This is a genomic window from Lactobacillus sp. ESL0233 (assembly GCF_003692995.1).
Taxonomy (GTDB): domain Bacteria; phylum Bacillota; class Bacilli; order Lactobacillales; family Lactobacillaceae; genus Lactobacillus; species Lactobacillus bombicola.
In genome coordinates, this window is the sequence record NZ_REHH01000007.1 from 151,077 (window position 1) to 176,518 (window position 25,442).

23 protein-coding genes are annotated in these 25,442 nt (G+C 33.0%); 8 read left to right on the forward strand and 15 right to left on the reverse strand.

What is annotated here, in order from left to right; genetic code table 11:
* Positions 1–4 precede the first annotated feature (4 nt).
* Positions 5–3,475, reverse strand: coding sequence for a PD-(D/E)XK nuclease family protein (locus tag F5ESL0233_RS03740; protein ID WP_122058802.1), 3,471 nt, complete (start codon positions 3,473–3,475; stop codon positions 5–7).
* Positions 3,476–3,554: 79 nt separating this feature from the next.
* On the opposite strand from F5ESL0233_RS03740, the gene mvk reads away from it, so the two are divergent.
* The 4 genes from mvk to fni are packed head-to-tail and all read left to right on the forward strand — an operon-like array spanning position 3,555 to position 7,567.
* On the forward strand, positions 3,555–4,463 hold the full coding sequence (gene mvk, locus F5ESL0233_RS03745) for a mevalonate kinase (protein WP_122059245.1): 909 nt from the start codon (positions 3,555–3,557) through the stop codon (positions 4,461–4,463).
* The gene (gene mvaD / locus F5ESL0233_RS03750) at positions 4,463–5,425 is read left to right on the forward strand and encodes a diphosphomevalonate decarboxylase (RefSeq protein ID WP_090091962.1); all 963 of its coding nucleotides are present in this window, start codon (positions 4,463–4,465) and stop codon (positions 5,423–5,425) included. The genes mvk and mvaD overlap by 1 nt, the downstream gene beginning before the upstream one ends.
* Positions 5,426–5,457: 32 nt before the next feature.
* Positions 5,458–6,540, forward strand: a complete 1,083-nt coding sequence (locus F5ESL0233_RS03755; protein WP_090091964.1) for a phosphomevalonate kinase — start codon at positions 5,458–5,460, stop codon at positions 6,538–6,540.
* Between the two features lie 10 nt (positions 6,541–6,550).
* Complete coding sequence (gene fni, locus F5ESL0233_RS03760) at positions 6,551–7,567, forward strand: type 2 isopentenyl-diphosphate Delta-isomerase (RefSeq protein WP_122058804.1); 1,017 nt, start codon at positions 6,551–6,553, stop codon at positions 7,565–7,567.
* Between the two features lie 358 nt (positions 7,568–7,925).
* Here fni and F5ESL0233_RS03765 read toward each other — a convergent pair whose 3' ends face one another.
* The 4 genes from F5ESL0233_RS03765 to F5ESL0233_RS03780 are packed head-to-tail and all read right to left on the reverse strand — an operon-like array spanning position 7,926 to position 11,813.
* On the reverse strand, positions 7,926–8,714 hold the full coding sequence (locus tag F5ESL0233_RS03765; RefSeq protein WP_122058806.1) for a Cof-type HAD-IIB family hydrolase: 789 nt from the start codon (positions 8,712–8,714) through the stop codon (positions 7,926–7,928).
* Complete coding sequence (locus F5ESL0233_RS03770) at positions 8,707–10,113, reverse strand: RsmB/NOP family class I SAM-dependent RNA methyltransferase (RefSeq protein ID WP_122058808.1); 1,407 nt, start codon at positions 10,111–10,113, stop codon at positions 8,707–8,709. The genes F5ESL0233_RS03765 and F5ESL0233_RS03770 overlap by 8 nt, the downstream gene beginning before the upstream one ends.
* Positions 10,106–11,071 carry a hypothetical protein gene (locus F5ESL0233_RS03775; protein WP_122058809.1) on the reverse strand — a complete coding sequence of 322 codons (966 nt, stop codon included), beginning with the start codon at positions 11,069–11,071 and terminating at the stop codon, positions 10,106–10,108. The genes F5ESL0233_RS03770 and F5ESL0233_RS03775 overlap by 8 nt, the downstream gene beginning before the upstream one ends.
* On the reverse strand, positions 11,061–11,813 hold the full coding sequence (locus F5ESL0233_RS03780; RefSeq protein WP_122058811.1) for an SAM-dependent methyltransferase: 753 nt from the start codon (positions 11,811–11,813) through the stop codon (positions 11,061–11,063). The genes F5ESL0233_RS03775 and F5ESL0233_RS03780 overlap by 11 nt, the downstream gene beginning before the upstream one ends.
* An 86-nt stretch (positions 11,814–11,899) precedes the next feature.
* Here F5ESL0233_RS03780 and lepB point away from each other — a divergent pair, with 86 nt between their 5' ends.
* The gene (gene lepB / locus F5ESL0233_RS03785; RefSeq protein ID WP_090091974.1) at positions 11,900–12,478 is read left to right on the forward strand and encodes a signal peptidase I; all 579 of its coding nucleotides are present in this window, start codon (positions 11,900–11,902) and stop codon (positions 12,476–12,478) included.
* A gap of 48 nt (positions 12,479–12,526) precedes the next feature.
* Entirely contained in the window at positions 12,527–12,718 is a 192-nt protein-coding gene (locus F5ESL0233_RS03790) for an LBP_cg2779 family protein (protein WP_090091976.1), read from the forward strand.
* Positions 12,719–12,791: 73 nt separating this feature from the next.
* Here the strand turns inward: F5ESL0233_RS03790 and F5ESL0233_RS03795 are convergent, their stop codons facing one another.
* The 8 genes from F5ESL0233_RS03795 to F5ESL0233_RS03830 form a co-directional block, all read right to left on the reverse strand.
* Positions 12,792–13,613, reverse strand: a complete 822-nt coding sequence (locus tag F5ESL0233_RS03795) for a hypothetical protein (RefSeq protein WP_122058813.1) — start codon at positions 13,611–13,613, stop codon at positions 12,792–12,794.
* Positions 13,613–14,317 carry an ABC transporter ATP-binding protein gene (locus tag F5ESL0233_RS03800; protein WP_090091981.1) on the reverse strand — a complete coding sequence of 235 codons (705 nt, stop codon included), beginning with the start codon at positions 14,315–14,317 and terminating at the stop codon, positions 13,613–13,615. Before F5ESL0233_RS03800 ends, F5ESL0233_RS03795 begins: the two co-directional genes overlap by 1 nt.
* Before the next feature lie 2 nt (positions 14,318–14,319).
* Positions 14,320–14,679: a GntR family transcriptional regulator gene (locus tag F5ESL0233_RS03805; RefSeq protein ID WP_090091982.1), complete on the reverse strand. Its 360-nt coding sequence runs from the start codon at positions 14,677–14,679 to the stop codon at positions 14,320–14,322.
* 598 nt (positions 14,680–15,277) lie between these two features.
* Complete coding sequence (gene pepT / locus F5ESL0233_RS03810; protein ID WP_122058815.1) at positions 15,278–16,519, reverse strand: peptidase T; 1,242 nt, start codon at positions 16,517–16,519, stop codon at positions 15,278–15,280.
* 12 nt (positions 16,520–16,531) lie between these two features.
* Positions 16,532–17,329, reverse strand: a complete 798-nt coding sequence (locus F5ESL0233_RS03815; RefSeq protein WP_122058817.1) for a Nif3-like dinuclear metal center hexameric protein — start codon at positions 17,327–17,329, stop codon at positions 16,532–16,534.
* The gene (locus F5ESL0233_RS03820; RefSeq protein WP_122058819.1) at positions 17,316–18,005 is read right to left on the reverse strand and encodes a class I SAM-dependent methyltransferase; all 690 of its coding nucleotides are present in this window, start codon (positions 18,003–18,005) and stop codon (positions 17,316–17,318) included. Before F5ESL0233_RS03820 ends, F5ESL0233_RS03815 begins: the two co-directional genes overlap by 14 nt.
* Positions 18,006–18,183: 178 nt before the next feature.
* Positions 18,184–19,686, reverse strand: a complete 1,503-nt coding sequence (locus F5ESL0233_RS03825) for a hypothetical protein (protein WP_147442583.1) — start codon at positions 19,684–19,686, stop codon at positions 18,184–18,186.
* A 1-nt stretch (position 19,687) separates the two neighbouring features.
* Positions 19,688–20,551 (reverse strand): ABC transporter ATP-binding protein, encoded by an 864-nt coding sequence (locus tag F5ESL0233_RS03830; RefSeq protein ID WP_090091990.1) that lies wholly within the window; start codon positions 20,549–20,551, stop codon positions 19,688–19,690.
* Positions 20,552–20,755: 204 nt separating this feature from the next.
* Here F5ESL0233_RS03830 and F5ESL0233_RS03835 point away from each other — a divergent pair, with 204 nt between their 5' ends.
* Both F5ESL0233_RS03835 and F5ESL0233_RS03840 read left to right on the forward strand, forming a co-directional pair.
* Complete coding sequence (locus F5ESL0233_RS03835) at positions 20,756–21,196, forward strand: 8-oxo-dGTP diphosphatase (protein ID WP_122021688.1); 441 nt, start codon at positions 20,756–20,758, stop codon at positions 21,194–21,196.
* A gap of 17 nt (positions 21,197–21,213) precedes the next feature.
* Positions 21,214–22,410: a CPBP family intramembrane glutamic endopeptidase gene (locus tag F5ESL0233_RS03840; RefSeq protein ID WP_122058823.1), complete on the forward strand. Its 1,197-nt coding sequence runs from the start codon at positions 21,214–21,216 to the stop codon at positions 22,408–22,410.
* Between the two features lie 90 nt (positions 22,411–22,500).
* Here F5ESL0233_RS03840 and rpoD read toward each other — a convergent pair whose 3' ends face one another.
* Together rpoD and dnaG are read right to left on the reverse strand one after the other, a co-directional pair.
* The gene (rpoD, locus tag F5ESL0233_RS03845) at positions 22,501–23,622 is read right to left on the reverse strand and encodes an RNA polymerase sigma factor RpoD (RefSeq protein ID WP_122058825.1); all 1,122 of its coding nucleotides are present in this window, start codon (positions 23,620–23,622) and stop codon (positions 22,501–22,503) included.
* A gap of 14 nt (positions 23,623–23,636) precedes the next feature.
* A complete protein-coding gene (gene dnaG / locus F5ESL0233_RS03850) occupies positions 23,637–25,427 on the reverse strand; it encodes a DNA primase (RefSeq protein ID WP_122058826.1) in 1,791 nt (596 codons plus the stop codon).
* Between the last annotated feature and the right edge of the window lie 15 nt (positions 25,428–25,442).

Below are 25,442 nucleotides of genomic sequence, written 5' to 3' on the forward strand. Positions count from 1 at the left end.
TATATTATTCACCCTTTTCTAGTTTTGCTTTAACCTTGTCAATCAAATCGGCTTTTTTTAAGTTTCCAATTTGATGATATTTATTTTCTTTCAACATGGCATCAAAGAAGAAAATGTCACGATAATCAGAGTAGGTTAATGCATTGCTACTCTTTTCATATTTATATGGATTTAATTTGATTTCACCAGCAAGTATTTGTCTGGCAGCATTTTTAATTAAGACTTCATCATATTCGAGTAATAGATCAATTTCATCATCACTAAAAGAATTACCATAAAAAATTAAATGGCCATCTTTAGCAGATGATTTAACATTAGCATATAAATTTGATGATACGCCTTGTTTTTTAAGTTCGGTGTCAGCTTTTAAAAAAGCTAACTGATCATTATTGATGATGCCCTTATAGCGTAACCGATTGTTACTATCATAATTAGTCTCTTTAATTTGCAAGTTAGTGTTATAAAGCATCTTACTATTGAGCCGTTCTAGCTGCCTGGTAATTGTTTGATAAAAGGCACCTAATAAGGATAAAGAGTTCTTTCCCGCAAAAAAGGGTCTATTTTGCTTTAAAACATCAAGATACGAGATCATTTGTAAAGAAATGCCTTCATAAAAAAGACCTAAATCAAACTTTTTAGCAGAAGACTTATAATCAATTATTTGGGCAATTGTTTCTTTTGTTTCTGGTAATTGAGCTAAGTCAATACGATCAATTTTTCCCCGTAAATTAACTTGATGATTAGTAAAATCAGGTATAGGGAAATTAAGTCCGCTTACTTTTTCACCCAAGCCAAAACTTAATTCAGAATATTTTGCTTGTAGAGGTGTTACTTTACCATTACGATGCCAATTATTTACTACCCGCGATGTGGTTTTATCAAGGCATTTGAATAGAAATTGATTGAACGGATCGTTTAATAACTGCTGATATTTGATTTCACTTGTTATATGCAAACGTACATCCTCAAGTATTTGATTTAGGGTTTTATCATCAATTTCTGCTAAATTAAGTGCTTGCCGATTAAGTTCCTTAACTAAGAAATCAAAGGTTTCATGACAATAATTACCTGCCTGAATTAAATCTAATTCATTTTCGAAACGTTTATGTAAATGTAAGCCATAGTTTAAAAAATATTCATAGGAGTTTTCATAGAAAGTCTCTAATTGTGACACCGAAGCATTTAAGTCAGAACCATATAATTTTTGCGCCAACGCTGGGCCGATGTCTGTAGGCTCATTAACAAACTGACTAGCTGCTGTAACTAAGGCCGTTTGATAAGGTAAATGTTGTTGGGTCATTTGAATTAAAGCCGTAACATTGTTGTTTTGTGTTTGTCCTAAGTATGTTAAGTATCCCAAACTTGCTTGTGGGTTAGTCAAAAAAGTTAAGACGTCCTGCATTCCTTCTGGCAAATCGTGTTGTTCAAATTCCGGTGCGCCAGCTTTTTTAATTCGTTCATAAAAAATTGAAGGAAGGGCTTTTTCATTGTCAGATCCAGCTACAGAATATGAAAGATAAACTTTATCTTCTGCTAGAGCTAAGCAATCGCCAAATTGATAATTTTGATTCAAATTATTTAGTTGTTGAAAATCTTCCAAATAAGCTTCCTCACCAAAGGCTGGTCGCAGTTTTTCTAAATTTTCAGTACTTAAAAATCCTGGTGTTGTTTTAATTTGTGGTAGATTGACATTGGTTGCCCCTAAAATAAAAACTTGCTTATAGCCGCCAACTTGAACAATGCCAGTTTCTGATAAATTAACAGCATCTAATGTTGCTGGTATCTGAGCAAAAGTTGCTTCTTTAAAGCCATTTATCAAGACATCAAAAAAACTCGGTAGATTAAACTCAGTTTCATTAATTAAAAGATAATCATGCAATAAATTAATTAATAAATCCCAAATTTGTTCAGATTGGCGGGCTTGTTGTAAGTCTCCTTCTTCTTGAGCCTCTTCACGCCATTTTTCTAAGACTTGTGTAACTCCATTTTGGATTAAAAAATCAAAAAAGATGGTAATTGCTTTTTGCGTGTCTTTTTCTTTTTTAATACTAGTTAGTAACCCTGTTAATTGCTTGACAAAGTAGTTTTTTAACTTGTTTATTTTGGCTACTTCATCGGAATCTTGGTCAAGATAAATAACACCTGCAGCTGTGAAATCAGTAAAATCTCGTTTCCAAAGATTGTTATTAATACCGTGAGCTAAAACAAAATTTTCTAATTCATCAATATCATGTAAATAAGCACTCTCAGTTTGATACCAGTTCGGAATAATTAATCGGGTTTTCATTACAGCTAATATATTTTGGGTAGCAAGTGGGCGAGTTAATAGTTGGGCAATATTTTCAATTAAGACTACTAAAGGATGGTATTTCATTTCTTGCTGTAAGTCATTAAAGAATGGGATTTTATTTTGTCGCAAAATTGGAGTTAGATAGGTTTCATATTCATGTAAGTTTGGTGCTAACACCAAAAAATCACGATAGCGATAATTATTTAAGGCTACCTGCTGGTAAATAGTTCGTGCGACAAAATAAGCCTCAGAGTAGCGGTTATCAGCCCGAACTAGCTGTATTTGATCTAGGTCGCTAATATCATCTATTACATTAACCCAAAATTCATTAAGTAATTCCCGTTTTGTTGGCACTGGTGCCATGGGTGTCTCACTAACTTCAAAGTTTAGTTTATGCCCATTTAAATAATTGATTAACTGATTAATTGTTTTTTGAATAACATAATCATAATCTCCTGGTTCAGTTTGCTTTTTAATTTTGCCTACTTTAGTTTTAAAGGCTAAAGTAACACTATGTGCTTTCATCATCAAGAGCTTAATTGTTAGACATTCTTGTAAAGTAAAATGGGAAAAATCGCTAAAGTAAAAATCAGTTTTGCTTAAATCAATTTTTCCCGCCAGATACTCATTTAATTGCAATTGAATTTCATTAGAAGTAGAAAATTTATCATTAATACCTGCAATAAAACTATCATATATAACTTTTAAATCAGCAATTTTATTTTGAGTTTCCAAATCTAGTTTTTCTTCATTAATTTCAGTTAAATCTAGATTGCCCTCGCGAATTTGTAAAATGGTGTCATAAATTTGCTTTAGTAATCCGGGGCTAGTGCTAACATTTTTGAATAAATGAAGTTGATTTCGATTTTGCTCAATAATTTTAGCTAAAAGCATTGCAGCAGCTGCATTATCTAGTTGAGTTGGTAGTCCTTTTTCAGCATCTTTTAAAAAGTACCATGCTAAGCGTGAAAAAGATAGCACTTGTAAGTTTTTAACTGATTGTTCAGTATGCTGCAAACTAACGGCTAACTTATTAATTGTCCTAATTTCTGTGGTAAACTTAATATGATTGGGAACGATAACGAAAGTTTCATGTTTTGGAAAGCGAATATAATTTTCTACCGCCGCCTGCAAAACTTTTTCTTGTAAGGAATCTGTCTGTCGACCGATTAAAATCTTAATCATTTGTTCTCTTCTCCTCTATTCTTTTTATTTTAGCATAGGAGGAGCAAATTTTTCACAAACAATGAGGATCTTAAATAAAATGAAACTTAGTTACAAAGCACATGGAAAGGTAATTCTACTCGGCGAACACTCAGTTGTTTATGGGTATAACGCTTTAGCAATGCCAATAAAATCTTTATGGCTTAAAGCAACAATTGAACCATCTACCATCTTATGGATGGATACTGCTCTATATCACGGCCCATTTTTGGCTGCACCAGCTGAATATGATGGCTTAAAGTATGTTGTCACCAAATTGTTAGCTAAGACTAACTCCCAACAATTGGTAAAAATTACTTATACAGGAAAAATTCCAATTGAACGCGGCTTAGGTTCAAGCGCGACGGTAGCGACTGCAACTGTTAGAGCATTAAATGATTATTGGCAATTAAATTTGAGTGAAAAAGAAATCATCACCATGATTAATCATGCAGAAATGATTAATCATGGTAAGGCGTCAGGAATTGATGCCGCTACAGTTAATTCTGATAATTTGCTTTTTTTCAACAAAAAAAACGGTGCTCTCCAATTAAAAAGTAAATTGAAAGCCAGTTTATTAATTATGGATACTGGGGATTTAGGTAATACTCAAAAAGCAGTTAAGCAAGTTCATACAATAGTAGCTAACTCGATCTCAGCTAGGCAAAATATTAAAAAATTAGGTAACCTTACTGATCAAGCTAAAGTTGCTTGGGTGAACCAGGATAAGCAACAATTAGGACAAATTTTTAATTTAGCCCAAGATATATTACATTCTTTTAATTTATCGACTACTAAAATTGATCAAATACAAGATATTGCGCTTGCTAATGGTGCTTTGGGTTTTAAATTATCAGGTAGCGGTCTGGGCGGCATTGTGATTGCGCTTTGTGCCAATCATGAAATAGCTGAAAAAATTGCTGACCTAAGTCATAAATTAATTGTTAACCAATGGATTGAGGAAATTTAATGAATAAAACAGCCCGTGCTCATACTAATATTGCCCTAATTAAATATTGGGGTAAAGCCGATTCGAAAAATAAATTACCTTTAATGTCCAGCTTATCTATGACTTTAGACCAGTTTTTTACTGATACTAGGATTACGGTTAGCGAAAAAAATGAATTTGTTCTAAATGGTGTCCTGCAAGCAGGCAAAAACTATCAAAGAGTTTTTACTTATTTAAAAATTTTACAAAAAAAATTTGGTGTATCAGACAATTTACGGGTTGAATCGACTAACCACGTTCCCACCGCTGCAGGTCTGGCCTCTTCTAGTTCGGCTTTTGCAGCGATGGCTGGAGCTTTTTGTGCTTGCTATAATATTCAGCTTAGTAAACGTGATTTATCAAAAATAGCTCGATTAGGATCTGGTTCGGCTAGTCGTTCAATATATGGTGGATTTGCAATTTGGCAAAAGGGATTTGATCATGACTCATCTTATGCCTATGCTCTAGATGAGACTCCGGCTATGGACTTACATTTGCTTGCAATTGAATTAAATCCTAATCCTAAAAAATTATCTTCAACTGCTGGGATGCTTCAAGCACAAACATCTCCATTTTTTATACCTTGGATAAAGCGTAATGAACAGGAGCTTAGCGCAATGGTTGCAGCAATTAAGGCCCAGGACTTTTCAGCTCTAGGTCAATTGGCAGAACTTAATGCCAATGAAATGCATGCGATTAATTTAACTGCTAACCCTGGTTTCAGTTATTTTGAGCCAGATACAATTCATGCTATTCACTTGGTACAGCAATTACGTGCTAGTGGGATTGAATGCTATTACACAATTGATGCTGGTCCTAATGTAAAAATTTTAGCGCAATTAAAAAATGTCAAAGAAATTATTAAACAGTTTCTATCAGAATTTGAGAATGTTAAGATAGTAAATGCAAGCTTTGGTCCAGGACTTTCATACTTGGATCAATAATGTAATTTAATTGATTAGGAGCTTAAATTCTTTTGATAACAGAAAAAGCACCCGGAAAGTTGTATATAGCTGGTGAATATGCGGTTTTAGAACAAGATTGTCCCGCAATTTTGGTTGCTGTTGATCAGTTTATCCGAGTTTCAATTACTAAATCAAATTCAAAAATGGGCTTAATTCATTCTAAGCAATATTCGCAAAATTCAATTCATTGGGTACGCCGTGGGGCGAAAATGGTAATTGATAATCGTGATAACCCTTTTGAATATATTTTGGCAGCAATTTCGTATACTGAGCAGTACTGTCTTGAACAACATGTTAAAATGAAAGTTTATGATTTATATGTTAATTCTGATCTTGATTCAGCTGATGGCAAAAAATATGGCTTAGGTTCAAGTGCAGCAGTTACAGTGGCAACAGTCAAAGCAATTTTACGCTTTTATCATGTCGTATATAGTAATGAACTAGTATATAAGTTATCTGCTATTTCGCATTATTCTGTACAAGGTAATGGGTCTGCCGGCGATATTGCAGCTAGTGTATATGGCGGCTGGTTAGCATACCAAACTTTTGATAAGGCATGGTTAAGTAAAGAATTGGCTACTAAAAAATTAGTAGCAGTGGTCAGTGAAGCTTGGCCAGGATTAAAAATTCAGCTTTTGACTCCTCCTAAAGAAATGAAATTACTTATTGGTTGGAGTCAAACTCCCGCATCTACTTCACGTTTAGTTGATGAAACAAATGCGAATAAAGATGCATTAAATGAAAAATATAGTGAATTTTTGCAAGCATCAAGAAACTGTGTTTTAAAAATGATTGCCGGCTTTGAAGAGAATAATATTACCATTATTCAGCAAGAAATTCGCAATAATCGGCACTTACTTCAGCATTTTGCGCAAATCAATCAAATTGCTATTGAAATTCCTCGCTTGTCAAGACTAATTAATATTGCAGAAGACTATGGTGGAGCAGCTAAGACTTCCGGAGCTGGTAACGGTGATTGCGGAATTGTGATTGCTGATCATACAACCGATATTGCTGCTTTAATCAATAATTGGAAACAGAATGACATTTTGCCATTAAACTTCCATGTGCATCAAGTAAAATTATTACAATAAGGGGAATAAAATGTCCATTCGATCTCAGCGTAAAGAAGACCACCTGGCTTTAGCTGGTCAATTCTATAAGACAAACAAGCCAAATAGTTTTGACCAAATGCATTTATTGCGCCCGGCTTTGCCCGAAACTAAAGTTAAACTGGAACAATTAACAACTGTAATGTTTGGCAAAAAAGTAGCAGTCCCCTTCTTTATTAATGCAATGACTGGTGGAGCCGATAAAGCCTATGCAATAAATCAAGCATTTGGTAAGATAGCTGCAAAAACACAGATAGCTCTAGCACTAGGTTCAGCCAGTATTTTAACTAAGGAACCAGAAGCCCTTACTAGTTTCTTGGTTGCTCGAGAAGAAGATCCAACTGGAGTTGTAATTGCTAATCTTAATGCTAAGACTAAAGCTGATTCGGCCCAGAAAATTGTCCGAGCACTCGAGGCTGACGCACTGCAGATTCATCTCAATTCTGTACAAGAAATAGCTATGCCAGAAGGAGAACGAGATTTTACTTGGCTAACAAATTTACAAGACTTACGCCAAAAATTGACAATTCCAATTATTATTAAAGAAGTTGGTTTTGGTCTTGATCCAACAACTATTCGCTTACTCAAAAGTGAAGGCTTCACTTTATTTGATATAGCTGGTAGTGGTGGTACTAACTTTGCTCAAATTGAAAATGCTAGAAATGAACGTGATTTATCTTATTTAGAAGATTTAGGCTTACCCACTGTTTTAGCAACTATCCTTGCTAAAAATGAGCAAGTTGAAGTAATTGTTTCAGGTGGTGTACGCCAACCATTAGATGTCTTTAAAGGACTTGCTCTAGGTGGTAAATATATTGGCGTAGCTAATGTTTTCTTGCAAGCATTGGAACAAAAGGGAGCTAATTTTTTATTGCAAATGATAAAGAATTGGCAAGAAGAACTGGCATATTTGCTGGCTTTATATGGGATAAGTGATTTAAAGCAAATAACCAAGTTAAAAAAATATTATGATGAGCCTCTTTATAGTTGGCTTCAACAATTTAAATAAAAAAATTCATTTAAAAGTGAATTCCCAAAGTTAGACTAATAAATTTTAATAATGACGGGCTAAGGCTTGATGACGATATTTAAGTGGCGTTAAGCCTTTTTAGCTACACTTTATGCGTTCTTAATTATCATACGCAATGTAATTAAGCTTACTCAGTTGGATTATAATAGCGGACTGGTGGGCCACATTTTCAAGCTGATATAGCTTAGCCAAATGGTTAACTAGCTACCCTGCCATTTTTTCATTGATAATAAAAATTGAGTTTCTGTTTTGTTCCGTTCCTTAAATAATTTTAGTTATAGAAAAAAGCTCGAAAATTGTCTAACTTTCGAGCTTTCTTTCATTGGATGTCTTTTTATTAACTATTTAAAATCTGCCAAATTTCTTTTTGTACCGCACTGTCATTACTTGAGCCAATGACACGACTAGCAGCGTTTTTAGCAATTGGTAAAGCTGTAGAAGTAGCAAAACTTTGACCAACATATTTGAACATGCCCACATCATTGCCGCTATCACCAAAGGCAATCATTTCACGTGGATTAATTCTAAATTTTTGACTTAGGTAGTCAAGACCAATTGCCTTGTTCATCCCCTTAGTGGACATATCAATTGAGGTGGCTGAGCCAGCTACAAAACCTAATTGCGGATATTCGTGTCTAAGTAAATCAATTAAGGCAGGTAGTTTTGCTGCTGATACGTCAAAAGTTACTTTAAAGATTTTATCAGCCAAATCTTCAAAATTAGCGACCAGGGTCAATTTTTCGTAATATTTTTTAAGTTCCTGAGCGTAAGCTTTGCCATCTTTAGTTAAAACATAAGCACTTGCTAGCCCTGAAACGGTTACCTTTTCATCAAAACGATTAATAATTTCCAAAAGTGTTTGCCAATCAATTTCAGATATGCTAGCTGTATGCATAACTTGTCGGCCGTGAGCAACTAAAGCTCCATTTTCGGCAACAAAGTATATTTGACTTGCAACTTCTGGGAAACGTTGATAAATATTTTCGAATTGATTACCACTGGCCACCACGAACTTAATATTTCTTTTCTTCATTAACTCAAATTCGCGTAAAAATAGTTCATGATCATACGTCTTTTCATCAGTTAACCAGGTGCCATCCATGTCTGTTGCAATTAACTTAATCATTTTGAAATCCTTTCTTTACTGTACGTAACCCTTTAGGATAAAAATTTTTTAAAATACCATCCCCACTTACTTTACCAAAACTAAAGATTAAATTATGACAACTAATTAAAACGAAACCCCGTATTTCAGTGTCAATTCGAACAGTTTCGCCATGTAAATAGCACAAATAATCTTGCTCAGATAAATTAATTACTTGATTTTGTTTAATTTGACCTAAAACCATTGCCAATTGATGACTGGGTTCAAATCTTTTTTTCTTTAAAATCCCAAGATCTATTCCATTATTGATGATTTTTAGATGTAAACTAGCAACTTCAGGAAATGCTGGAATACAAACGTGATTATTTTGGACAAGACCTAATTTTGACCAGTTTTTTAATTCATTAGGTAAATTAAAGGGCTCTAAAACTTTTTTGATTAATAAAATTTGTTCTTTATTAAGTAAATTCTGGTTAGTTCCGCGTTTACGTCTCTTTTTTTGTGAGCTTTTTACTAGCTGGGATTCAGATTTAACTAATTTTAGTTTTGCAACAAACTGCCCTTCACCTAATTCATCAAAAGGCCAAAAACGTAAGGTGTTTTTCAATGACAAATTCCCATCAGCCCATTCTGGATGTCCATGGTCTACTGCTATTTTTGCTAATTTAATTGGTAAAATTTCGAAATTAAAGTTGGTGACTAACCAAGAAATTATTTGTTCATTTTCTTCAGGAGCAAAAGTGCAAGTCGAATATATTAATTCACCTCCTGGACGTAACATTTTAACTGCTTCAGTTAAAATATCTTTTTGCCTTTTTTGGCAAACCGAAATATAGTCAGGTGACCAATAGTTGATTGCTTCATTGTTTTTCCGAAACATTCCTTCACCACTACAGGGAGCATCAACAACAATTTTGTCAAAAAAATGTGGTAATTGTGATGCTAATTTTTGCGGGGTCTCGTTTGTAATCAAAGCATTGCTAATTCCCCAGCGTTCAATATTTTCGCGTAATATTTTTGCCCGTGAACGGGAAATTTCATTAGCAAGTAACAGACCTTGACTTTGTAATTGTTCTCCTAGAGCAGTACTCTTACCTCCAGGAGCAGCACATAGATCAAGAACACGCTCACCAGGCTTAGCCTCGGCAATCATAGCTGGAAACATGGCAGCTGGATCTTGCGAATAAACTGTACCACTAACCCATTCAGGATCAAGACCAGTTATTTTTCCATAAAAAGCGGCATTAATATTTAAAATTGGTTCATCTTGCTTATAAGAAACCTGATTTTGCCATTTTAATGAATTAATTCGATAAGCTTTTTTGGGTGAATATTCAAGTGAAGTAAATAGTTCTTTAGCCTTTTCAGCTCCTAGTAAAGCTTGATACTTATTTAGAAAATCAACTGGTAATTTAAGCATGCTTTTTTTCCTTTCTTAAATGCTGTAAAATAGTAAAGCTATAAGCGGCAATGATAAGAAAACAACTAAGAAATAGTAACAAAATCATTTGCTGAGGTTTAGAGATGAAAGCACGCCATGAAAGAAAAAGGTATGCTCCCAGTACTAGAGCTGATTCTAATAGAATTGTTCTGACTCCCCGATTAAATAGCCAATTATGCAACAGCTGCCCAGTTAACGCAGTATTTTTTACCACAGACCAGTCAAGAAGTGCTAATAATGTACTGCAGGACATAGCAATTATGGTAAAAACTATCACTAAACTGATTTCTCTAATTATTGAAAATTTATGAATTTGATGATTTTTAACAAAAACTGGTGTTTTAATTTTAACTTTGTAGCGTGAAGCTAGTTTATTTATAATTTTACTTGAGCTATCAATTATAATGATGTAATTTGTTAGCTTAGCTTTTCCTGTTGGTTGTTTTGGACCAGTAGAAAGATAGTAACCATTTTGTTTCATTTGATGATAATGTTTTAACGTCCCAATCACTGAATAGTAACTATTATCCAAAACGACATATTCATTTCCTTGAGTTGCTAGAGTTTGAACTTTAGCATTAAGACTTAAAACGGCAAAGGATACCCTGCCTTGAAAATCGTCAGCTGTAAAATAGCGCCCACTTTCAGTTGGCAAAGTAATTACATTATGGTTAGCCCAAATCAGTGTTTGCTTAGGATCTATTTTACTTTTAAAATGTAGTTGAATTTTATATTTTGCATAATTTTTTTGTAAATATGTCAAAAAAGAGCTAATTGTTTGATTATTTTTGACTTCTATATAACGTGTATTATTACTTAAACCGTAGGCTTCGAGAAGTTGATCGGCTTCCCTGGACTGTATATTAGATAACATAGAGCCAATGCCCAAAAGGGACAAAAAGATTGTCACAAAGATTATTATTTTTTTAAATTTCATGCTTTATCTCAAATATTTGTTCATTAATAAAATCGTAACTTTTAAGGGACTGATTAATTTTATCAAGTTTTTGGGAATAGTTAAACTTAACTTCTTGCCAAAATGCCATCGAATTGGTGGCTCCGTTTTTTTCGCCAATAAAAAGCAAATGACTTTGCGGATTATATTTTTGCCATGCTTTAATTGCTAAAAGATCACTTTTGGTAAAATTGGGGGCCCAAGAGCAGATAATTAATTGTGCAGTAGCGAATTTTTCGATTGCCTTAGGGGCATCGTAATTTTTAACTGCCATATATGGATTATTTCCAGTTAAGGAAGTTTTTGCCCATTCCAGTGAGTCAGTTGCAATAGTTTCAATCCCAACTTCAGTTAAAGCTTTAGCCCAGCAAGCATTGCCGGCCATGATTTCTAGTGCTTGATCAATTTGAAAATAATCTTTTATCAATTTAGCTGTTGCTAAGTTTGGTAAGGACCAAATACCATATTTAATGGATAAAAATTGGCGTACACTATTTAAAAGTTGATTAATTATCCTTACTTTTTTCTTTTTATTTGCTGCAACTTGAAAACAAATTGCTTCAATTTCATCTGGTAAAAAGCCTAGTTTTTTGGGGGCAAGTGGCATGATTTTCTTTTGTCTGGTAAAAGAAATCATTTGATTAACTATTTGCACTTGCTCATGAACCGACTGATTATCAATTTCACTATCTAATTGGTTAATTTTATTTAAAAATTCTGTCATTATCAAATACCTAATAATGATTTTAACATTCAATTGCCAAGATTTCAGTTATAATAAAAGGTAATGGAATATAAGGAGAATATTTTATGGCAAAAAAGATAGTAAATAAACAAGATGAGCAAGAAGAAAGTTGGGGAAAATTCCTTTTAGATGTTGTAGTAATGATGGCAATCATTCTTGGGATTTTTTACCTGCTATTTAATTTTGTACTTTCAAATGATCGTGTGTCGGGACCATCGATGCAGCCAACTTTTGAAAATAATGAGCGATTAATTTCTACGCGTCATTTCACCCCAAAAAGAAATGATGTTGTGGTTTTACTTGCGCCGAAAGCTGCTAACGACACACCTGGAGCTTTATATATTAAACGTGTAATTGGTCTACCTGGCGATACTTTGGTTTCCAAAAATGATAAAATGTACATTAATGGTAAGCTTTTGAAAGAACCCTACTTAGAAAATTCTTTCAAAAAAGCAGCTAATGATGCTGGGCAAACTTATACCAGTAATTTTACTTATAAAGTACCGCAGGGCTATTATTTTGTTATGGGTGATCACCGCGATATTTCTAAGGATTCTCATATATTTGGACCAGTTAAACGTAGTAATCTTGTAAGTAAAGTAGTATTACGTTATTGGCCATTTAATCGAATCCAAAGTTTTTAGGTTATTTTAATTTTTTTAGCAAAATAAATTCTAGAGGAGCAATTTATTATGAATCAACAACTAGAAGAATTATCCGATACAATTATTAATTATCAAGTTAAACACCATGTAACTGATACTGATTTAGCTTTTGCTAGTCATTTATCAGTAGAAAAAATTCATTCTATGAAAACTGGTAAGGGTGAATTTACAGCTGAAGAAATTAGTCAGTTGTATGACTATTTGGCTGCTAGTCATTAAAAAAAACAAATTAAGTTAAAAAACCATCAAGTTAAGCCTTGATGGTTTTTTAATTTTAATAATTATTAAACAGTTACTTTTTCTCAATTGCTTCAAAGTAATGTTGCATTAAGAAAACGTTAACGATTAGGAAAAATAGATTCAAAATTAGTAAGACCAAAATGATTAGTAAAGAACTTTTATCATTTACCATAAAGCCGGAAAAAATATTGTTCATTCTAATTAAATTACTAATTTTTACTAACAGCCACGCAATTAACCAAATTATGACTAACCGAATAATACTTGATACTCCTCTGCCTGATACATAGGGCAGAAAGTTCATAATTGCCCGACTCGTGAAATTTAAAAAGCTAATGATAAGATAAGTTAGTAAGGCAAACAAGACCATAATTGTGATGAAAATTAATGTTTTATCAAGAATATTATATAAATCACCAAGACGGGAATTCGTATATTTATTTAACTCATTAAGTGTAATTGCAACATTTGTTCGAACTTGAGGACTAATTACATAATAAATACCACTAAATATGGCTAGGGTTAGTAGTTCAAGTAATTTAAAGTAAACCATAGTGACAAATGAACTTAAGATATTACTAATGTAAAATAAACTATCGTTAATTGGTGTGAGCCGCCAGGTTTGGCTAAGATTGATTTTTTCATTTATAAAACAAGTAATAATATAAAAAGCAAAAGTTGAAAAAATCATAATAGTGCCATATATAGAAAGCAATTTAATCATAAAAGTATCTAATACAGAACTATTATAAGAATACCTACTAGAGAAAAAAGTAATGGCAATTGAACCAATGAACTCGATTAACAGGATTAAATACAAATTTTTAGTTTTTTGTTTAAATTGCTGGCTAAATAAACTCTTAAAAATTGACATTATTCATCCTCCTTTAAGTAAAGTCCTTCATAATATTCCTCAATACTCAGATTATTTGTCCTAATTGCTTCAGTTGATTGATGTGTAAGCACTGTTTTATCTTTAATAACGACAACTTCATCAAGCATGGTCGCAATTTCGTTAACAAAATGATCGGAAATCAAAATTGTCGCTTGATCAGCCTTCCAGAGAATAATTGAATTAATTATTTTTTTGCGAGCCATTGCATCTATCCCTGAAAATGGTTCATCTAACAGATATAAATCAGCTTTACGTGAAAAAGTCAATGCAATAATTAATTTTTCACGCATCCCCTTTGAAAGATGAGATAGACGCATATTAAGATCAAGTTTCATAAAACTTCTTAATTGATCAAATTGCTCGTCATCAAAATCGGTATAAATAACTTGATAAAAATGCACAATATCCTGGATTTTCGTTGAGTCACCAAACCCGGTTAACCCATCAGTAAATGATAAATGCGCTTTTCTCATAGCTTCTTTAGTTTCGTTAAGAAGTGTAACACTACCTTGATAGTTTTTAGCCATTCCAGCAATGATACGCATCAAAGTAGTCTTGCCTGCCCCATTTTCACCTAAAAGCGCCACAATTTTTCCTGGTTGTAACTCTAAGTTAATTTTATCCAAGATGATTTTTTGGTTCTTTTTATAGGTTAAATCTTTAATTTCTAAAAGATTATCCATATTTATTCTCCTATCAGATAATTTGATAAAATAACACTAATTTGATCATCAGATACTCCCAAAGCATTCATACTTTGAACAAACTTTTCTAATTCAGCCTTAATCAATTTAGCCTTTGTCTGTTCAAGTAAAGCAGTATCTTCGGTGACAAAATTGCCTTCGCCTCTTTTAGTGAACAAAATACCCTCAGCATTCATTTGTTGTAAAGCTCTTTGAACAGTATTAACGTTGACCGTTAACTCAACCGCTAATTCTCTTACAGAAGGTATTTTATGACCAGGCTGTAATTTACCAGTAATAATTTGCCGATAAAGGTACTGTTTGATTTGGAGATAAATAGGTATATTGTCCTTAAATTCCACTAGCACACCATCCTTTATATACTGTATTATATTTCTATTACACGATCATATCGTAAATTGTTAATTTATGCAATATTTATGTTTTTTCATATTATTAACTACTTTTACCTAACAAAGACATGGCTACGACAAACTGGTAAACTTTTCAATAATAGTAATTCTGAAAAATAAAGCCTAATTTTTTTATAAAAGCTGGCCAGCTGCGTCAGCAGCTATTTGTGATTATTAACATAAATTTGGCCGCTAAAAGCTAGATCAAGCAAAGTGATTTTAGATGATATCCTTTCATTAGCATTTTTAAATCTGCTATATTAAGTATCATTAGATTAACACCCTATTATTCGATAGCTGCTTAAAAAGGCTTCAACCTTTTTAATAATTTTTTCGTTGTTTCACGACCATGTAATTTATTTACTTAAGGCAAAAAAATACCCACAAAGCCATCTAAAACAATGTTTTTGTGAGTAAATTTATTTTTTTATAATAGATGTGTATAATTAGCTAATTTTAAAAAACAGCCAACTATACCTGGTATAAAAGCTTTTTAAAAAATTAATCATCTTATTAAAAAAGTGTGATTAGCTATAATTTTGTTTCACTATTTGTTATTTGTCACATTTAATTCAACCATTTTTACCATAACGTCAACTGCCTTGTACATTGATTCTAAAACTGTGTACTCGTAGCGTCCATGCATGTTTTCTTGTCCAGCAAAAATATTAGGACATGGCAGACCCATATAGGTTAACTGAGACCCATCAGTGCCACCGCGAACCGGATCTTCATTAATTGATAATCCTTCACTGCGATAAGCTTCACGAGCTAAATTAATAATATCCATACGTTTAGCTAATTCATCCGCCATATTATAATATTGATCCCACATTTTCAACTTGATTCGTTCAGTACCAAATGCTTCATTCATTTTATGAACAAGTGATTTGACTAATGCTTTTCGTTCTTCTAGGCCTTCGCGCTCAAAGTCGCGAATGATATAGTCCATATGGGCATTATCAACCGTTCCGGTTAAATTCATCAAATGGAAGAATCCTTGTCGCCCATCAGTCTTTTCTGGAACCTCATCTGCTGGCAATTGATTTTGAAAATCAATTGCGATTTGAAGTGCATTAACCATTTGTCCTTTGGCTACTGCTGGATGGACGTTCACTCCTTGAATATCAAGCCCAAATTGGGCAGCAGAAAAAGTGCCCCAATCAAGTTTTCCTGGTGCTTCGCCATCAACGGTAAAAGCAAAATCAGCTCCAAATTCTGCTACATCAAAATGCCCTGCTCCAGTGCCAATTTCTTCATCTGGCGTGAAAGCTAAACGAATCTTGCCATGCTTAATTTCTGGATGGGTTAAAAGATATTCTGCTAAAGTTACTATTTCTGCTACCCCACATTTATCATCGCCACCAAGTAAAGTATCACCGGAAGTGGTAATAATAGTTTGCCCCTTATAATTTGCAAGATGGGGGAAAACTGCGGAATCAAGGTAAAATTCGGAATTTCCTAATTTTATTTTTGATTTGCCATCATAGTTTTCATGAATTTGCGGTTTAACATTTTCGGAATTGAAGTCTGCCGTATCACAATGAGCTAAAAAGCCCATTGTTGGAACTTCAAAATCAATATTAGCGGGAATTTCAGCGATTACACAGCCGGAATTTTGGTTATAATGAACATCGCTTAGACCTAATTCTTCTAAGTCCTTGATAATTACTTCTTTTTGAAAGTCTTCTTCACGTTTGGTTGAGGGGAAACGATCAGCATGCTCGTCTGATCGTGAATTGACTTGCACATATTTTAAAAATCTTGGCAGTAAGTTTGGATATTCCATAATTCTCCTTTATTAAAATAAATCTTGAAATGGATTAGTTGAAACAGTAGACTTTTCCACTTGTAGGTCCCAATTGTTTTCTTTATTCCATTGAGTTAACTTTTGATACATTTTATCTTTAAATAGTTTTTCTGTATAGTGACCAGGATCAATAACTGTTAATCCTGAAGAAATTATATCATGACCGGTGTGATAATAGACGTCACCAGTAATAAATGCGTCAATTTTTTCTGCAACCGCCTGGTGCCAGAACTTGCTACCATCGCCACAAATAAAACTCACTGATGAAATCATCTTATTAGAATCAGCAGTTATTAACCGTACCATCTTAACTTTCATTTTAGCTTTAACATAATACGCAAAATCATGTGCTGATAATGGGTGTGGTAATTTTCCTTTACGGCCAATGGCTATACCATCAGCATCAAAACAGAAAGGTTTAACATCAATTAAACCTAGTTCTGTTGCCTGCCAATCGCTAGAACCGTCTTGTGCTTTATCAGAATTAGTGTGAATTGAATAGACAGCAATTCCGTGAGCAATAATTTTGCCATACATTTCATTTTGTGGATCAGCAAAATTAAGGTTAATGACAGGCCGAAATATAACTGGATGATGACTAATAATTAAATTAACTCCTCTTTGAATGGCTTCATCTACTACTTCTGGTCGCACATCAAGAGTAGTCATTACTTTATGTACTTCTTGATTAAGTGAACCAATCTGCAGTCCTACGGGGTCACCTTTACTAGCAATTTCTTCAGGAAAGTGTTGGCAAAGAATGGTGACAATATCTTTAACTTTGGTCATTTAATTCTCCTTCAATTAACTCGATTTCTTGTTCTACTTTTTTGATACGCAAGGAATCCTTTTGTTTAGCCTTATTTAAATTATCTAAAAGCCGCTCATGATAATGCAACTGGTCTTGCCACTTTTGGTAAAAGACTGGATTTTTTTCTTTAATAATTACTGGTCCAAAAAATAACTGTGCCTGAGTTAATGTTTCTAACTTAGCTACTTTTTTAGCCTTAATTAATTCATAAATATGACCTGCTTCAGCAATAATTTGTTCAGCTTGAATATGATAAGAGTGCTCAATTAGCCATTTTCGTACCCCATACTCACCAATATTTGGCGCTAAAATTAGCGTATCAAAACTTAAACCATTTTCCCAAGAAGTAGTTAAAATTTGGGTCATGAGTTTGCCCCCCATACCAGCGATTACCACAGTATCAATCTGATCTGCTTTATTAACTGTGTCAAGTCCTGCACCTAGACGTGGTTCAATTTTTTCTGCAAGTCCGGCTTCGATAATATCTTGCTTTGCATTTGCTAGGGGACCTGATGCAATGTCACTAGCAATGGCAAAATCAATTTTACCTGATTTAACTAATTCAATTGGTAAATAAGCATGATCAGTACCAATGTCGGCAACCCGACTACCTGTATCTACCATATTGGCTAAAGTATTTAAACGTAAATTCACTTTTTCCCCTACTTTCTACATACTGAAATTTTAGCATATTACTTAAGCTGGTTTAAGAATTAAATGTTTTTGAAAATTGGTGTCTTGAATAAAATTTAGCTTTACCAAAAAGCTTCATTTTGAGTTTAATTCAAAATGAAGCTAATAAAGAACAATTTAATATGAATACTTATACCAATTATTTAATTAACTGCTTTAAGCTACACTTTATTAAAAATAAAACTAGGGTTACACCAAGATATACTAAGCAGACAGATGGATTTAGTTTATTTATGGGTAACAAGTTAGTAATTCCATTTAGGTAGATAAAACAAAAAATGACCATTAAAAAAATAAACATGCGGTTACACTTGGTAATTAATCCTAAAACTTGTGCTAGCATGCAAATCATAATGCTAAAACATACTAGTAACAAAGCAGTATAACTTGACTTTAGCATGAAAGGTAAAAACAAGATTAGTGTAAATGTTAAACTAGCTACATATTCAAAAAATTGTTGCTTATTTTGTGCTTTAGGAATCGTCATCAGCCATTGATAGAAACTAAATTGAGTAATTTGTGAACCTAAATTACTCAATAATGGTAATTCTGTTAATAAGATTAAAGGTAAAATTATTAATTGCTTTATGGCTAATGAACTAAGCCATGCTGTTAACCACAAAATAATTAATGCAAGTTTATTATAAATAGATAGTGGTCTCCATAATAAAGCAAATGAAGTTTTTAATAAACTACTACTAGCCGATTTTGAATTGATTGTTTTCAATTTATGATGGTCGTGAACTAAGTTAATAGGGATGGAATTTTTACGAATTTTATTTGAGTATTTGTGCGGAGAAAAAATAAAACCTGCTAAAATTAGCATTACAATGCAAATTATGAGCTGAATAATAAAAATTAGTAGATCTTGCTGAGTAAATTTAATCGGTAAAAAAAATAAAGTCTGCTTTCCTGTTTCTTTAAAATTTCCTGAACTAAGTAGCATTGTTTGCTTTAATGGTTGCCCTACTGTCTTAACGCAAGTATCTTGAATCATTTTGAATAAATAGGAGCTACCAGATGGATTAATTATCTTTAAAAAAAAGGAATTATAATTTTCGATACTAACTCCATAACAAATTAATGAAAAAAAGCTAACAAGAATTATTCCTAGAATACCTCTTAGAAAAGGAACAATTTCTGTAAATATCGCAAGCATCGAAATTATGAAAATACCAGGTAATAAAGTTAAAAATGGCGTTAAGAACTGATAAAAGTCAATAAATTTCCCTGGAAACTGTAAAATCACCATTATAATTGTCCCTAATATGATAACAATCCAGAGAATAAATAAAAGTAAACAATTCGCCAAGAATTTTCCACCAATGTACTTAATTTTAGAAAAGGAAACTGACGCCATTAAAACATTAGTATGATTTTGATCATCAATTCCAATTGTATTTTTTAAAAACAGGTAACTAATAATTGGTAAAAACAAGCCTAATACTAACACCACACTAACTGGAACCCAACTAGGATTGCTTGCTTGAATAAATAAATTCGGCTCAAGTACAAATACCTTAATTGGACCCTTAATTCTTGGATATCCAATAACAGCTGCGATTAAGGCCAAAATTATTAGAGCCCAATATGACAAGCGTCGACTTCGTTCTAAAAATGTAGCTTTAACAATTCTAGTCAAACTAATCACCGCTTTCTAAGATAGCCAGACTGGCATCTTCTAAGCGTGGTGTTACATTAACAGCTTCTGCATTAGGTTTAGATTGAGAGATTACTCTAATATGAACACCATCAATTTCTTGCGTAATAGAACTAACATTTTCTAGTTGATTAAGAACCTGATTAACTGGAGCAGTATATTCCCAAACTGAATTTGTTACCCTCTGTAAAAGTCTTTCCGGTGAACCTGTATATAAAATTTGCCCCTCTTTCAAAACAATAATTTTAGAAGCAACTGCTTCTATATCAGAAATAATGTGAGTTGATAAAATAACAATATGATTAACAGCCATTTCTGCCAAAACATTCCTAATAGTTACTCTTTCTAATGGATCTAATCCGACTGTAGGTTCATCAACAATAATTACTTTTGGATCACCTAGTAATGTGGCGGCTATACCTACTCTTTGTCGCATACCGCCAGAAAAGTCGGCCAATTTTGTATTTTTTGCATTAATCAAATGAAATTTAGTTAGTAAATTTTCAATATTACTTCGTGCTTGCTTTTTAGAAATACCTTTAAGAGCCGCAATGTATTGCAAATATTCAATTGCAGTTAAATGAGGATAATATGGAACTTGCTGTGGTAAATATCCTAATGAAATTCGCATCTTTTTGGGATATTTAACAATGTCTACTCCATCTAAAAATATGCTTCCTTTTTCAGGTTGCAAAATAGTTGATATTATCCGCAATAAAGTTGATTTCCCAGCGCCATTAGGACCAATTAGTCCAATGAGCCCACCTGAATGTAAGTTAAGGTTAATGTTATCAAGTATTAGCCTTTGACCAAACTTTAATGATACGTTTTTGATATCTAATTCCATAGTCAATTCCCCTAAAAGTGTAAACTATAATATCATTTATATATTGTATTACTATTCTATTATAGTACAAAAATAAACAAAAAAGACCAGATTTTTAATAAAGTTATTGACTGTAAGTAAATTAATGTATTGTAAATTTACCTAGTTAATCTTTCATCTTTTTTATATAATAAATTCAATAAAAAATGAAAGAAGTTATACGGAATGGATAGAACTGAAAGAGTAACATTAACAAATATGTGTATGATTGAAAATAAGCAAAAAATATTAGTGATTAATCGTAACGATCCAACGTGGCCTGGACTCACCTTTCCCGGCGGACATGTTGAAGCGCATGAATCATTTCACGACTCGGTCATCCGAGAGATTAAAGAAGAAACTAATTTAACAATTAAGAAGCCACATTTAGTGGGAATTAAACAGTTTTATGACGATAATAATAATCGCTATATCGTCTTTTTTTATATTGCTACAAAGTTTAGTGGGCAGCTAAAAGCATCAAAAGAAGGAGAGTTGATCTGGATGACCAAAAAAGAATTGCAACAAGAAAAGCTTGCCTATAACTTTGACCGCGATTTAAAAGTTTATTTTAATAATGATATTGATGAACATCTACTTGATGGCAAGCGTGATGAACTGTTTTAAGTCTAGAAAGGTTTCTAATGGTTACAGAGAAAAAAATAAGAAGTTGGCACCTACTGCAGACCTTATTACAATTGCTACTTGTAATATTTAGTTTAATTTATAGTTTATTTATTCATGCTGGTGGGATTACTACTTTTAAAGCATTTGTTTTGATAATTTTGATTAGTTTACATTTTTCAGTATTAAATAAAAATGTAAATAGTAAGTTAATTCAATGCAATTATTATTTTCAGGCAATTAGTATCACTAGTACCCCAATTTTTTTCTTTACTTTTGTAAATGATCTTTTAATTAAGTATACAAATGAGACTATAACAACATTTGTTTTGTGTCTTATTACAATTTATAAAATTTTTATGTTTATTCCTATGGGCGAATTGGCTATGGGAAATGTTCAGAATAAATGGGGACGTTTTTGTTTACTATGGTTTATATATTTGATTATCGAAATAGAATCTACTTATCCTATTCCCACTAACCCTTTTTTTAAGGCTTGTACCAATAGTGCAATTATTGGTAGTTTAAGTTTTGTTGTTACTACATGGTTTGTGATGAAAAAATGGGGATTTGTTACTCCTAATTTTAAGTTTAGTTCAAGAGTTTCAAAGGTAATTTTGAGTATTCTAATTATTTTTATTATCATAGATTGTCTGTTTAATGGTTTTAATGATGCCAATTCATTGAACGGTATTCTTACTAACTGGAATTTTAGGGTAGCTTCAAATAGTAATCTTTTATATTTAACTTTAAATGCTTTTGCTGCTGGAATTGGTGAAGAATGGATGATGCGCTTTTGCATTTTAAGTTTTTTATTGAAGTTACTCCAAAATTCTAGTAGGCAAATCTTTTGGGCAATATTTCTTGATGGCTTAATTTTTGGTCTAATTCATTTTTTAAATACTCCTGTTCAACCATTATCAGCTACTATTTTGCAAGTGATTAATGCAATGACAGTAGGTATACTATTTTCAGCACTCTATTTATACACTGGTACAATTATTAGCAATATCGCATACCACTTCTTATATGATTTAGCGGGGATGATTGCGTCTGGGAGTATTTCGATGTTAAGTCCTACAATATTTGACTGGCAATTATTAATTTTTATAGTTTTAATTTATCTCGGCCTTGCTTTGTTTCTAGTTACAGGTAAACGTAAAAAAGTTGTCGAATATAATTTGAATCTTCAAGGATTAAATAAAAAGGCATTTTAAATTTATAAGAGAAAAAGTTAAAATTAAGATAAAGCAAAAAAGCTTCACTTCGTACAATAAACGAAGTGAAACTTTTTGTATAGTATAAAGTTAATCCAAAAAATCACGTAACTGATTGGAACGACTAGGATGACGCAATTTCCGTAAAGCCTTGGCTTCAATTTGGCGAATACGTTCACGAGTAACACCAAACACTTTACCGACTTCTTCTAAAGTTCTAGTTCGGCCGTCATCAAGACCAAAACGTAAGCGTAAAACATTCTCTTCACGATCAGTAAGTGTATCTAAAACTTCTTCTAGTTGCTCTTTTAACATTTCATATGAAGCATGTTGTTCTGGACTAGTTGCATCTTTATCTTTAATAAAGTCACCAAGATGAGAATCGTCTTCTTCACCAATTGGTGTTTCGAGTGAAACTGGTTCTTGAGCAATCTTAAGGATATCACGTACCTTAGAAGTTGGCATATCCATTTCGGCACCAATTTCTTCAGGAGTTGGTTCACGTCCTAAATCTTGCAATAGCTGTCTTTGAATTCTGATCAATTTGTTGATTGTTTCTACCATATGAACCGGAATTCTAATTGTCCGTGCTTGATCTGCAATTGCCCGGGTGATGGCTTGCCTTATCCACCAGGTCGCATAAGTTGAAAACTTGAAACCGAGGCTATAATCAAATTTATCTACAGCTTTCATTAACCCCATGTTACCTTCTTGAATTAAATCAAGAAAAGACATACCACGACCAACATATCGTTTAGCAATTGAGACAACAAGACGTAAGTTAGCTTCAGCTAATTCTTGTTTGGCTTCTTCGTCACCTTTTTCAATTCTTTTAGCTAAAGAAATCTCTTGATCGGCGTTTAAAAGTGGTACACGACCAATTTCTTTTAAATACATCCGCACAGGATCATTCATCCTCACGCTTGATGGAGCCGACATATCTTTTAGCTCGGCTTTTTCAATGTCTTTTTGTTTCTTTAAAGCTAATTTAGAAGGATCGCCATTCTCATCGACAATACTAATACCGTTGTCTTCAAATTCCTGAATTAATTGATCGACAGCCTTATTTTGTAAATCATAAGGCTTGACTAGGCGATCTACAAATTCAGTTTCAGTAATCGATTTATCTTTTTTTACGTCTTTGACAACGTGCTTAACAACTTTGTCTAAAGACAATTCTTCATTATTATTGGTATTTTTATTTTCTGTCAAAATAAAGCCCCCCTTTAACCCTGAATTCTTTTTAACTCTAAAATTTTCTGAGTAATTGTCATTATTTCTTTAGTGTCCGTCTTTCTTTTGGCATCTTGCAATTCATTCATTAAGTGATGCAATTGCGTACGAATTTCTCGCATTTTTAATGCATCAATTTGCTCATCAATTTCTTGATCTGAAAAATCCTGGGGCATGTCTGTCATTTCGGTATTAACTATTATACCTTGAAGTTGACTTGGAATAAAATTTAAGAAACTATTGACGGATGGATTTTCTTGTTCTTCACTAAAACTTAACCATAATTCCGCTAATCTTTGAAAAGCCTCATCTGGAAATAAAAATTTTCTATTTAATAAATAATCGCGTGCATGAGTAGAATGAATGAATAAATATAATAAACGCACTTGAATCGGATCAATTGCGGTCTCTTGAGTCGATTTAATTGGCAGCATTTGCCTACTTTGATTAATCAAACTATTTTCTTTACGCCGTTGAGCAATATTAAATTGACGTCTATAGCGTGCTAAGGTCGCTTTTAAAGAATCAAAAGAGACATTTTGCTCGCGTGCTATTTTATCTAAATATAAATCTTGTTCGACGGGATTAGTTAATTTAGCAATTGCTTTAACTGCTTCATCAATATATGCTAATTTTTCGCGATCGTTATCTAAATTATATTTTTTAGCCAAGCGTTTCAAGAAAAAGTCAGTTGGCGTCAGTGCCCCCTTAACTTCTTTAGTATAATTTTCTGCGCCATATTTTTTTATGTATTCATCTGGGTCTAATTTTTCCGGTAATATTACAATACCTAGATTAAATCCACCAGCTTGAGCAAACATTTTAACTGCACGATCTTCCGCATGAATACCAGCGTCATCGCCATCGTAATTAATAATAATATTTTTAGTAATTCTACGAATCATGTAAAGCTGCTGATCGGTAAGACTTGTTCCCATAGAAGCAATTCCCGATTTTATCCCGGCTTGATAAGCTGCAATTACATCCATATATCCTTCATATAAAACTAAATGGTTTTCATCACGAACGGCTTTTTTGGCCTCAGCAAAATGAAAAAGTACCTTTGATTTTGCAAAAACTTTTGTTTCTGGGCTATTAATATATTTTGCCTCAGTTTTGTCATTAGTAATTCTTCTTCCCGAAAAACCAATGACATAACTACCCTCATTTGCAATCGGAAACATTAACCGGTCACGAAAACGATCAAGCAGGCTACCATTTTTTGTCTGAACGAATAAGCCACTTTTTAACAAGTCACTATCTTGAAAATCACGTCCTCTTAAGTAAGTCAAAAGTAAGTCGTTTTGCCTGGGCGCATAGCCAATTTTAAAATGGTCAATTATTTTTGCATCTAGTTTTCGCTGCTTGGCGTATTCAAGTCCACGTCTTCCTGCATTCGTTGAAACTAGTACACGTTGATAAAATTTTGCTGCTTGCTCATTTATTTTAATTAAAATATTAGAGTTTTCTGCTCTAGCATGGGTTACGTCCCCAATATCAATATGCGCAAAATTCGCTGCCTTTTGAACACTTTCCGGGAAAGTCAAACCATCCTTTTCCATTAAGAAGGTAAAAACATTACCGCCTTTACCGCAACCAAAACATTTAAAGAATTGTTTACCCTCGTTAACGGTAAAGGAAGGCGTTTTTTCTTGGTGAAAAGGACATAGGCCAATATAATCTTTACCTTTTTTTTCAAGTGATACATATTGGCTGATAACGTTCACAATATTGATATTTTCTCGTACTTTAGCAATTGTTTGCTCAGGTATTAATCCAGCCACTTCATCACCTACAAA

What these genes read in the sequence shown, in the direction of transcription:
- F5ESL0233_RS03800 (WP_090091981.1), bottom strand. Translation starts at nt 14,317, where the DNA reads ATGGATAATCTTTTAGAAATTAAAGATTTAACCTATAAAAAGAACCAA.
- lepB (WP_090091974.1), top strand. Translation starts at nt 11,900, where the DNA reads ATGGCAAAAAAGATAGTAAATAAACAAGATGAGCAAGAAGAAAGTTGG.
- mvaD (WP_090091962.1), top strand. Translation starts at nt 4,463, where the DNA reads ATGAATAAAACAGCCCGTGCTCATACTAATATTGCCCTAATTAAATAT.
- mvk (WP_122059245.1), top strand. Translation starts at nt 3,555, where the DNA reads ATGAAACTTAGTTACAAAGCACATGGAAAGGTAATTCTACTCGGCGAA.
- pepT (WP_122058815.1), bottom strand. Translation starts at nt 16,519, where the DNA reads ATGGAATATCCAAACTTACTGCCAAGATTTTTAAAATATGTGCAAGTC.
- F5ESL0233_RS03740 (WP_122058802.1), bottom strand. Translation starts at nt 3,475, where the DNA reads ATGATTAAGATTTTAATCGGTCGACAGACAGATTCCTTACAAGAAAAA.
- F5ESL0233_RS03790 (WP_090091976.1), top strand. Translation starts at nt 12,527, where the DNA reads ATGAATCAACAACTAGAAGAATTATCCGATACAATTATTAATTATCAA.
- fni (WP_122058804.1), top strand. Translation starts at nt 6,551, where the DNA reads ATGTCCATTCGATCTCAGCGTAAAGAAGACCACCTGGCTTTAGCTGGT.
- F5ESL0233_RS03780 (WP_122058811.1), bottom strand. Translation starts at nt 11,813, where the DNA reads ATGACAGAATTTTTAAATAAAATTAACCAATTAGATAGTGAAATTGAT.
- F5ESL0233_RS03840 (WP_122058823.1), top strand. Translation starts at nt 21,214, where the DNA reads ATGGTTACAGAGAAAAAAATAAGAAGTTGGCACCTACTGCAGACCTTA.
- F5ESL0233_RS03775 (WP_122058809.1), bottom strand. Translation starts at nt 11,071, where the DNA reads ATGAAATTTAAAAAAATAATAATCTTTGTGACAATCTTTTTGTCCCTT.
- F5ESL0233_RS03815 (WP_122058817.1), bottom strand. Translation starts at nt 17,329, where the DNA reads ATGACCAAAGTTAAAGATATTGTCACCATTCTTTGCCAACACTTTCCT.
- F5ESL0233_RS03795 (WP_122058813.1), bottom strand. Translation starts at nt 13,613, where the DNA reads ATGTCAATTTTTAAGAGTTTATTTAGCCAGCAATTTAAACAAAAAACT.
- F5ESL0233_RS03830 (WP_090091990.1), bottom strand. Translation starts at nt 20,551, where the DNA reads ATGGAATTAGATATCAAAAACGTATCATTAAAGTTTGGTCAAAGGCTA.
- F5ESL0233_RS03835 (WP_122021688.1), top strand. Translation starts at nt 20,756, where the DNA reads ATGGATAGAACTGAAAGAGTAACATTAACAAATATGTGTATGATTGAA.
- F5ESL0233_RS03770 (WP_122058808.1), bottom strand. Translation starts at nt 10,113, where the DNA reads ATGCTTAAATTACCAGTTGATTTTCTAAATAAGTATCAAGCTTTACTA.
- F5ESL0233_RS03765 (WP_122058806.1), bottom strand. Translation starts at nt 8,714, where the DNA reads ATGATTAAGTTAATTGCAACAGACATGGATGGCACCTGGTTAACTGAT.